The 7,834-nt window shown below is 75.2% G+C and carries 8 protein-coding genes, 1 rRNA gene and 1 pseudogene; 2 read left to right on the forward strand and 8 right to left on the reverse strand.

What is annotated here, in order from left to right; translation table 11 throughout:
* The 5 genes from A6A27_RS44845 to A6A27_RS05025 form a co-directional block, all read right to left on the reverse strand.
* On the reverse strand, nt 1–183 hold a 183-nt coding region (locus tag A6A27_RS44845; protein WP_198940202.1), incomplete at its 3' end, for a transposase.
* Between the two features lie 653 nt (nt 184–836).
* Nucleotides 837–1,721, reverse strand: coding sequence for an NAD kinase (locus A6A27_RS05010; protein ID WP_073833321.1), 885 nt, complete (start codon nt 1,719–1,721; stop codon nt 837–839).
* Nucleotides 1,718–2,578, reverse strand: coding sequence for a TlyA family RNA methyltransferase (locus tag A6A27_RS05015; protein ID WP_073833323.1), 861 nt, complete (start codon nt 2,576–2,578; stop codon nt 1,718–1,720). The genes A6A27_RS05010 and A6A27_RS05015 overlap by 4 nt, the downstream gene beginning before the upstream one ends.
* A 22-nt stretch (nt 2,579–2,600) precedes the next feature.
* A complete protein-coding gene (locus A6A27_RS05020; RefSeq protein ID WP_073833324.1) occupies nt 2,601–2,840 on the reverse strand; it encodes a hypothetical protein in 240 nt (79 codons plus the stop codon).
* On the reverse strand, nt 2,837–3,361 hold the full coding sequence (locus A6A27_RS05025; protein WP_073833326.1) for a phasin family protein: 525 nt from the start codon (nt 3,359–3,361) through the stop codon (nt 2,837–2,839). The genes A6A27_RS05020 and A6A27_RS05025 overlap by 4 nt, the downstream gene beginning before the upstream one ends.
* A 112-nt stretch (nt 3,362–3,473) precedes the next feature.
* Here A6A27_RS05025 and A6A27_RS05030 point away from each other — a divergent pair, with 112 nt between their 5' ends.
* On the forward strand, nt 3,474–3,809 hold the full coding sequence (locus A6A27_RS05030; protein WP_073833327.1) for an SCP2 sterol-binding domain-containing protein: 336 nt from the start codon (nt 3,474–3,476) through the stop codon (nt 3,807–3,809).
* Between the two features lie 28 nt (nt 3,810–3,837).
* Here A6A27_RS05030 and A6A27_RS05035 read toward each other — a convergent pair whose 3' ends face one another.
* Together A6A27_RS05035 and A6A27_RS05040 are read right to left on the reverse strand one after the other, a co-directional pair.
* Nucleotides 3,838–4,857 carry an HAD-IIA family hydrolase gene (locus A6A27_RS05035; RefSeq protein ID WP_073833329.1) on the reverse strand — a complete coding sequence of 340 codons (1,020 nt, stop codon included), beginning with the start codon at nt 4,855–4,857 and terminating at the stop codon, nt 3,838–3,840.
* Between the two features lie 281 nt (nt 4,858–5,138).
* A pseudogene (locus tag A6A27_RS05040) lies at nt 5,139–5,972 on the reverse strand (hypothetical protein); the annotation flags it as partial.
* Between A6A27_RS05040 and A6A27_RS05045 the strand changes: the two are divergent.
* Nucleotides 5,949–7,556 (forward strand): hypothetical protein, encoded by a 1,608-nt coding sequence (locus A6A27_RS05045; protein ID WP_073833331.1) that lies wholly within the window; start codon nt 5,949–5,951, stop codon nt 7,554–7,556. The pseudogene A6A27_RS05040 and the gene A6A27_RS05045 sit on opposite strands and share 24 nt — an antisense overlap.
* Nucleotides 7,557–7,648: 92 nt before the next feature.
* Here A6A27_RS05045 and rrf read toward each other — a convergent pair.
* Nucleotides 7,649–7,765: ribosomal RNA gene (gene rrf, locus A6A27_RS05050) — 5S ribosomal RNA — on the reverse strand.
* Between the last annotated feature and the right edge of the window lie 69 nt (nt 7,766–7,834).

Here is a 7,834-nt window from a genome sequence, read left to right on the forward strand (position 1 = left end):
CCCCCGCACCGTCGCATAGTCCCAGGTCGAAGACGTCACGAACTGCTGCAACTGCTGATGATCGACGCCGAGACGTTCCGCCATCGGCTGCATCGACTTACGCGCCCCGTCGGTGAGCAGCCCCCGCACATACAACTCACCCTTGACCCGCTGGTCCGACCGCCGAACCGCACCGTCCAACATCCGCGCAGCGAACTCAACCAGCCGCGGACGTACCTGCTCGATCTGCTCCGGAGTCACACCACCAGCCAACCACCATCCACATGGAAGCCACCAACGACACACCCGACACCTAACAAAGTGCTACTAGCTGCGGCCTGCCGCATCGGCGACATGTCACCAGGTGGACAACGGCCGGCCGGGGCCGGACCGCCGGATGGCCGGCGGGTTGTCGATCGGGGACGGTACGGCTGATGGCCGGGGTGCCGGACGAGCGCTTCGCCGCTCGGCTCGTGAGCCGTCGCTTCCTCCGGCGACGGCTCGCCGATCCACCGACCTGATCGGGGTCGACACCCGATCGGGTCCGGCTCAACCGGTCCGCCCGCCGCGGCCGGCCCGCGACTCCTCCGGCACCCCGACCGCCGCGGTCCCGACCACCCCCTGGCCAGGCCCACGGCCGCCGGGCCGCGCGTCCGGGCGGACACGGGCCTACCGCCCCGCCCGGACTCCACCTCAACGCAGCCCGCACGCCCCGAGGACCGTCCACTCGACGGTCGCTGCCGGCCCCGGCGGCGGCACACCGCCGTCGGGGGAGGCTCCTACGGTAACCCGTTGGCGACCCGGCCCGGGTACGCCGACCGGACGATGCCGGTGCGCCCCGACCGCTGAGCCCGCACTCAGCGGCGGCTACCCCGCCAGCCCTGCACCGGCAGGTCGAACTTGGCGACCAGCCGGTCGGTGAACGGCCGCGCCTTGAGCCGGACGATGCGCACCGGCAGCGCACCCCGGCGCACGGTGACCCGGGCTCCCGGGGGCAGGTCGTACACCCGCCGCCCGTCGCAACAGAGCACCGCGAGGGTGGTGAACGGGTCCACCGTGATCGCGAAGGTGGACGTCGGCGCAGTCACCAGGGGGCGGCTGAACAGCGCGTGCGCGCTGATCGGCACCAGCAGCAACGCCTCCACCTCCGGCCAGACCACCGGGCCGCCACCGGAGAACGCGTACGCGGTGGAGCCGGTCGGGGTCGCGCAGACCACGCCGTCGCAGCCGTACCGGGACAGCGGCCGGCCGTCCACGTCGACCAGCAGCTCCAGCATCTGGGCCCGCTCGCCCTTCTCCACACTGATCTCGTTCAGCGCCCACGACTCGATGGTCGGGCCGCCGTCGAACTCCGCGGTCACGTCCAGCGTGAGCCGTTCGTCCACGGTGTAGTTGCGCCCGACCACGTCGCGTACCGCGCTGTCCAGGTCGTCGATCTCCGCCTCGGCGAGGAAGCCGACCTTGCCGAGGTTGATGCCGAGCAGCGGCGCCTTCGCCGGTCGGGCCAGCTCGGCGGCGCGCAGGAAGGTGCCGTCCCCGCCCAGCGCGAAGACGATCTCGGCTCCCTCGGCGGCCTCCAGTCCGGTCACCGGCACCACGCCGGGCAGGTCCAGATCGTCGGCCTCCTCGGCCACCACCCGCACCTCGAAGCCGGCCGCGATGAGGTCCGCCGCCACCGCCCGGGCGTGCTCGGTGCTGCGCCGACGCCCGGTGTGCGTCACCAGCAGAGCGGTTCGGCTCACCCGGACACCTCCTCCGTCGTGGGCTCCGGCGCGTCGGCCGGAGGCGGGAAGCCCTCGGGGCCGGCGGCCACCACCGCGCGGACCCGCCCGGGGTCCGCGGCCGGCGCGTCCCGGCGTAACCATACGAAGAACTCGACGTTGCCGCTCGGCCCCGGCAGCGGACTCGCCGCGACACCAGCCAACCCCAGGCCGAGCTGCGCCGCCGCGGCGGCCACGTCGAGCACCGCCTCCGCGCGCAGCTCCGGGTCGCGGACCACGCCGCCCGCGCCGACCCGCTCCTTGCCAACCTCGAACTGCGGCTTGACCATCAACGCCAGGTCGCCGGCGGGGGCGGTGCAGCCGGCCAACGCCGGCAGCACCAGCCGCAGGCTGATGAACGACAGGTCGGCCACCGTCAGGTCAACCTCGCCGCCGACGGCCTCCGGCGTGAGGGTACGGACGTTGGTGCGCTCGAACACGCGCACCCGGTCGTCGTTCCGCAGCGACCAGGCCAGCTGCCCGTACCCGACATCGACCGCCACCACCTCGGCGGCGCCGGCGCGCAGCAGCACGTCGGTGAAGCCGCCGGTGGAGGCGCCAGCGTCCAGGCAGCGCCGGCCGGCGACGGTCAGCCCGTCCGGGCCGAACGCGGCGAGCGCCCCGGCCAGCTTGTGGCCGCCGCGGGAGACGTACTCGGCGGTGGGGTCGGCACCGGTTACCAGCAGCGGGTCGGCGGGGTCGACCATCGCAGCGGCCTTGCGGGCCGGCACCCCCCGCAGCTGGACGCGGCCGGCCTCCACCAGCGCGGCGGCCTGCTCGCGGGAGCGGGCCAGGCCGCGGCGGACGAGTTCGGCATCCAGCCGGGTACGACGTGCCATGGGTGGTTCTTCTCCGCCTCGGTCAGGCCTGGTCGATGCTGGCCAGGGTCTCGCGCAACGTCTCGTACGCCGCCTCGTACTGGGCGATCTGGTCCGCCGGGGAGAGCGCCTCGGCATTGATCATGGCGTGCACCGCGGCATCCACCGCCGGGTGCCGGGCATCCCCCACGTCCTCGACGGGGGCGGGCGCCGGCCGTGCCCCCGGCGGCGGCCCGGGACGGGGGCCGACCGGCGGCGGGCCGGGGCGGTATGGCGTGGTCATGACGAGGCACCGCCGGTCTGCTTGCGGCCGGCCACCTTCTTCACCGGCCTGACCGGCGCCTCCTCGGCCGAGGTACGCGACACCGTCGCGGCCGGCTTCTTCGCAATCGCCTTCTTCGCCACGGCCTTCTTCGCCACCGCCTTGCCGGGGGTCGGCGCCGGCCGGCCCGGCGGGGCGGAGACCGGGGCCGCGGCGGTCGGTTCGGCCGGGATCGGGGCGGTCCTCGCCTCGCGCAGCTGCCGCTCCAGCTCGTGCACCCGGCGGGTCAGCTCGGCGACCTCGTCGGCGGTGGCCAGCCCGACCGCGCCCAGCGCCCGGTCCACCTCGAAGCGGATCAGCTTGGTCAGCGCCTCCCGGTTCGCCAGGCCGGTGGAGACCAGCTCCTCGGCGAGCGCCTGGAGCTGGGCGGCGGTGGCGCCGCCCTGGCCGACCGCGCGTCGCACGGCGTCCTGGGCCTTCTTCCGGGGCGCCTCCGTCAGGCCCATGGCCAGCTCGAGATAGGCGCGCCACGCGTCCTGCATGCCTGAGTCCTTCCACGGGGCGGGGGTGTGCAGGTGTTCACGCTACCGGGCACCCCGGACGTCCCATTGCGGTACGGTGCCGGGGAACGGCGTGGCGTGGTGAGGAGACGATGTGGCCAGCGTGGACGAGTGCCGGCAGGCGTTGCAGGAGCTGGCTGCCCGGCTGAACGGCCACGCGGAGGCGCAGGAGCGGATCGACCTGGACCGCACCCTGGCGTGCCGGATCACCGACCTGGACACGGCGTTCCACGGCAAGCTGGAGGGCGGCCGGCTGGTCGACCTGACCGAAGGCGACGACCCGAAGGCGAAGATCGCGCTGAACACCACCAGCGACGACCTGGTCGCGCTTGTGCGCGGCCAGCTCGACCTCGCCAAGGCGCTCGCCGCCCGACGGGTGTCCATCAAGGCGAACCCGTTCGACCTGATGAAGCTCCGCAAGCTGCTCTGACCCAAGCGGACCCGGCCGCCCGGGGAGGTCAGTCGGCCCGGCCCAGCGCGGCGAGGGCCTCCGCCGCCGCCGGGGACGCGGGCCGCACCCGCGGGCCGACGCCCGTCGACCACGCCACCGCGCAGAGCGCGGCGAGGGCGTCGAGCGGGCGTCCCGCGCCGTCCAGGACCAGCCCGCCGTCGGCCACGTTCACCGACCAGCCGCCACCGTCCGGCGCGCCCGGCACCCGGACCACCGCCGCCGGGTCGAAGAGCCCGGCCAGGTCGACGGAGACGTACGCCGGTCGGCGCTCCTCCGGGGCGGCCAGCAGCTCGGGCACGCCGCTGACGCCGGTGAGCACCAGCAGGCTGTCCAGCCCGGCCCGGCGGGCACCCTCGATGTCGGTGTCCAGCCGGTCGCCGACCACCAGGGTCCGCCCCTCGCCGGCGCGCCGGGCGGCGGTGGCGAAGAGCGCCGGTTCCGGCTTGCCCACCACCACGTCCGGGTCCCGGCCCAAGGCGGTACGCAGCACCGCCACCAGGGAACCGTTGCCCGGCAACGGGCCACGCGGGCTGGGCAGTGTCCGGTCGGTGTTCGTCGCGTACCAGGGCGCGCCGGCCCGGACCGCCAGGGACGCCTCGGCCAGGTCGACCCAGCCGACCTGCGGGCCGTAGCCCTGGGCCACGGCGGCCGGCTCCTCGTCGGCCGTCGCCACCGGCCGCAGGCCGACGGCACGCAGCTCCGCACGCAGCGCCTCCGCCCCGACGACCAGCACCGGCGCGCCGGCCGGCAGCCGGTCGCGCAGCAGTTCGGCGGTCGCGGCGGCGGAGGTGAGCACCTCCTCCGGCCGGGCCGGCACGCCCATGCCGGTGAGCAGGTCGGCCACCTCACTGGAGCGGCGCGAGGCGTTGTTCGTCGCGTACGCCACCGCCCGGCCCTCGGCGTGCAGCCGGGCGACCGCCTCGACCGCGCCGGGGATCGGCCGGTCGATCAGATAGATCACCCCGTCCAGGTCGAAGACGACCAGGGTGTACCCGTCGACCAGCCGCTCCCCGGCGTTTTCGGTCACTGGCGGTCCGCCTCCGCGCTGCGGTCCGTCTCAACGGTGCGGGGCGCCTCCGCCGTACCGCCCGCCTCGGCGGAAGGGGCCGGCGAGCCTTCAGCCGGGTCGGCCGTCGTGGCATCCCCGGTCGCCGTGGCGTCGTCGGCGAGCGATCGGGCCGTGGCGTCGGTCAGCTCGTCGTCGCCGAGGTCGGCAGCGTTGCGGTCGCGGTAACCGGCGGACTCGCCCTCGATGTCCCCACCGCGCAGCCGCGCGTCGCTGTCGAGGTCGTCGTCGTCCAGGTCGTCGTCCTCGTCGTCGGCGACGTCGTCCCGGTCGCCACCGGCGGCGTCCTCGTCCGCGTCCCCGTCGAGGTCGTCGTCCTCGTCGAACTCGTCGTCCTCGTCCTCGTCATCGAGGTCGTCCGCGTCGTCGTCCCGGCGGTCCAGTGCGTCCTCGGCGGAGCCGCCGGTGAGGTCGGCGTCCGGCTGGGCCGCCACGCCGCCCGGAGCACCCGGTCCGGCCGCGAGCTCCTCGTCGTCCTCGTCGTCGCCCTCGATGATCACGCCGTCAAGCTCCAGCAGTCGCTCCGCGGCGTCGGTCTCGCCCTCGGCGTCCACGTCGGCGGCCCGGGAGAACCATTCCCGTGCCTCCTCGCGGCGGCCCACGGCGAGCAGCGCGTCCGCGTAGGCGTAGCGCAGCCGCCCGGCCCACGCCTCGGTCGAGTCGGCGGTCAGCTCGCGCACCTGGAGCATCGCCACGGCCGCGTCCTTCTGCCCGAGGTCACCCCGCGCCCCGGCGGCCACGATCAGCAGCTCGATCGCCACGGCCTGGTCGAGCTTCTCCCGGTCCGCCCCACGGAACAGGTCGATCGCCCGCTCCGGGCGACCCAGCGCCCGCTCGCAGTCGGCCAGCACCGCCAGGTGGCTCTGCAGCCCGGTCATCCGGTGATACGTGCGCAGCTCGGCGATGGCGGTCTGCCACTCCCCGGCGTGGTAGGCGGCCAGCCCGACCGCCTCCCGCACCGCCGCGATCCGCGAGGCGAGCCGGCGGGCCGCCATGGCGTGCGCCAGCGCCTCCGCCGGTTCGTCGTCGATCAGCAGGCCGGTCGCGACCAGGTGCCGGGCGACGGTCTCCGCCACCGGCTTGGCCAGCGACAGGAGCTCGGCCCGGACGGTGGAGTCGAGGTCGCTGGCGACCACCTCGTCCGGCAGCGCCGGCTCCGCTGCCCGCTCGCCCGTACGTCCCTCGGCGCGCTCGAACCGGTCGTCCCGTCGTTCCCGCTGCGGCCCGTAGCCGCCCTGCCGGCCGTCGTCCCGGCGCGGCCGGTCGCCGTAGCCCCGGCGCTCCCCGTCCCGCTCGGTACGCTCCCGCCCGCCCTGCAAACCGCCCGGGCGGTTGTCCTCGCGACGGAACCCACCCTCGCGGCGGTCGCCACCACGGAAGCCGCCCTCGCGGCGCTCCCCACCCCGGAAACCGCCCTCGCGGTCGTCGCGGCGGAAGCCACCCTCACGGCGCTCCCCACCCCGGAAGCCACCTTCACGGTCGCCGCCGCGGAAGCCACCCTCACGGCGCTCCCCACCCCGGAAGCCGCCCTCACGGTCATCACGGCGGAAGCCCTCGCGGCGTTCGCCACCCCGGAAGCCACCCTCGCGGTCGCCGCCGCGGAAACCGCCCTCACGGCGCTCGCCACCCCGGAAGCCGCCCTCGCGCTCGCCACCCCGGAAGCCGCCCTCGCGCTCGCCACCCCGGAAGCCGCCCTCGCGGTCGCCGCCGCGGAAGCCGCCCTCACGGCGCTCGCCACCCCGGAAGCCACCTTCACGGCGCTCGCCACCCCGGAAACCACCCTCGCGGTCGCCGCCGCGGAAGCCACCTTCACGGCGCTCGCCACCCCGGAAACCACCCTCGCGGTCGCCGCCGCGGAAGCCACCCTCACGGCGCTCGCCACCCCGGAAACCACCCTCACGGCGCTCGCCACCCCGGAAACCACCCTCGCGGTCGCCGCCGCGGAAGCCACCCTCACGGCGCTCACCGCCACGGAAACCACCCTCGCGGTCACCGCCACGGAAACCACCCTCGCGGTCGCCGCCGCGGAAACCACCTTCACGGCGCTCGCCACCCTGGAAACCGCCCTCGCGCGGCGCTCCGCCGTCCCGGCGGTAGCCCCCCTCGCGGCGGTCCCCGCCGCGCGGGCCACGGTCACGGTCATCCCGGCGGTCGCCGCCGCGGAAGCCACCCTCGCGGCGCTCACCACCACGGAAACCGCCCTCACGGTCCCCGCCGCGGAAACCGCCCTCGCGCGGCGCTCCGCCGTCCCGGCGGAAGCCGCCCTCGCGGCGGTCACCGCCGCGCGGGCCACCGTCGCGGTCATCCCGGCGCTCGCCGCCGCGGAAGCCGCCCTGGCGGTCATCGCGGCGCAAGCCGGTGCCCCGGTCGTCACGGCGGAAGCCCTCGCGGCGCTCACCGCCACGGAAGCCGCCCTCACGGTCGCCGCCACGGAAGCCACCCTCGCGACGCTCACCGCCGCGGAAGCCGCCCTCACGGGAACCCGACTGGGAGCCACCCTCGCGGCGGTCACCGCCGTAGCCGCCGCGCGAGCCGCCCGAGCGGTCGTCGCGGCTGCCCCGGTACGAGGGACGGTCGTCGCGGCGGGCGTCATCGCGCCCCTGCCCACGGTCGGCGCGGTCCTCGTAACGACGGGGGCGATCTCCGCCGTGCGGTCCTGAACTCACAGGTACATCCTTCCTGAGTGCGTCGCCAAGGACGCTAACGCAGTCGAGGGCCGACCCTGCTGGGGCGGCCCTCGACTGGAAAGTTTGTCCGGCGGTGTCCTACTCTCCCACACCCTCCCGAGTGCAGTACCATCGGCGCTGAAGGGCTTAGCTTCCGGGTTCGGAATGTTACCGGGCGTTTCCCCTCCGCCATGACCGCCGTAACTCTATCGACATGTCAAACAACCAACCACCAAAAATGGTGTGACTGTTCGTTTGTCGGGAGTTGCACA

Origin of the sequence: Micromonospora sp. CB01531 (assembly GCF_001905095.1) — a bacterium.
In the GTDB taxonomy this organism is placed as follows: domain Bacteria; phylum Actinomycetota; class Actinomycetes; order Mycobacteriales; family Micromonosporaceae; genus Micromonospora.

What these genes read in the sequence shown, in the direction of transcription:
- A6A27_RS05015 (WP_073833323.1), bottom strand. Translation starts at nt 2,578, where the DNA reads ATGGCACGTCGTACCCGGCTGGATGCCGAACTCGTCCGCCGCGGCCTG.
- A6A27_RS05020 (WP_073833324.1), bottom strand. Translation starts at nt 2,840, where the DNA reads ATGACCACGCCATACCGCCCCGGCCCGCCGCCGGTCGGCCCCCGTCCC.
- A6A27_RS05025 (WP_073833326.1), bottom strand. Translation starts at nt 3,361, where the DNA reads ATGCAGGACGCGTGGCGCGCCTATCTCGAGCTGGCCATGGGCCTGACG.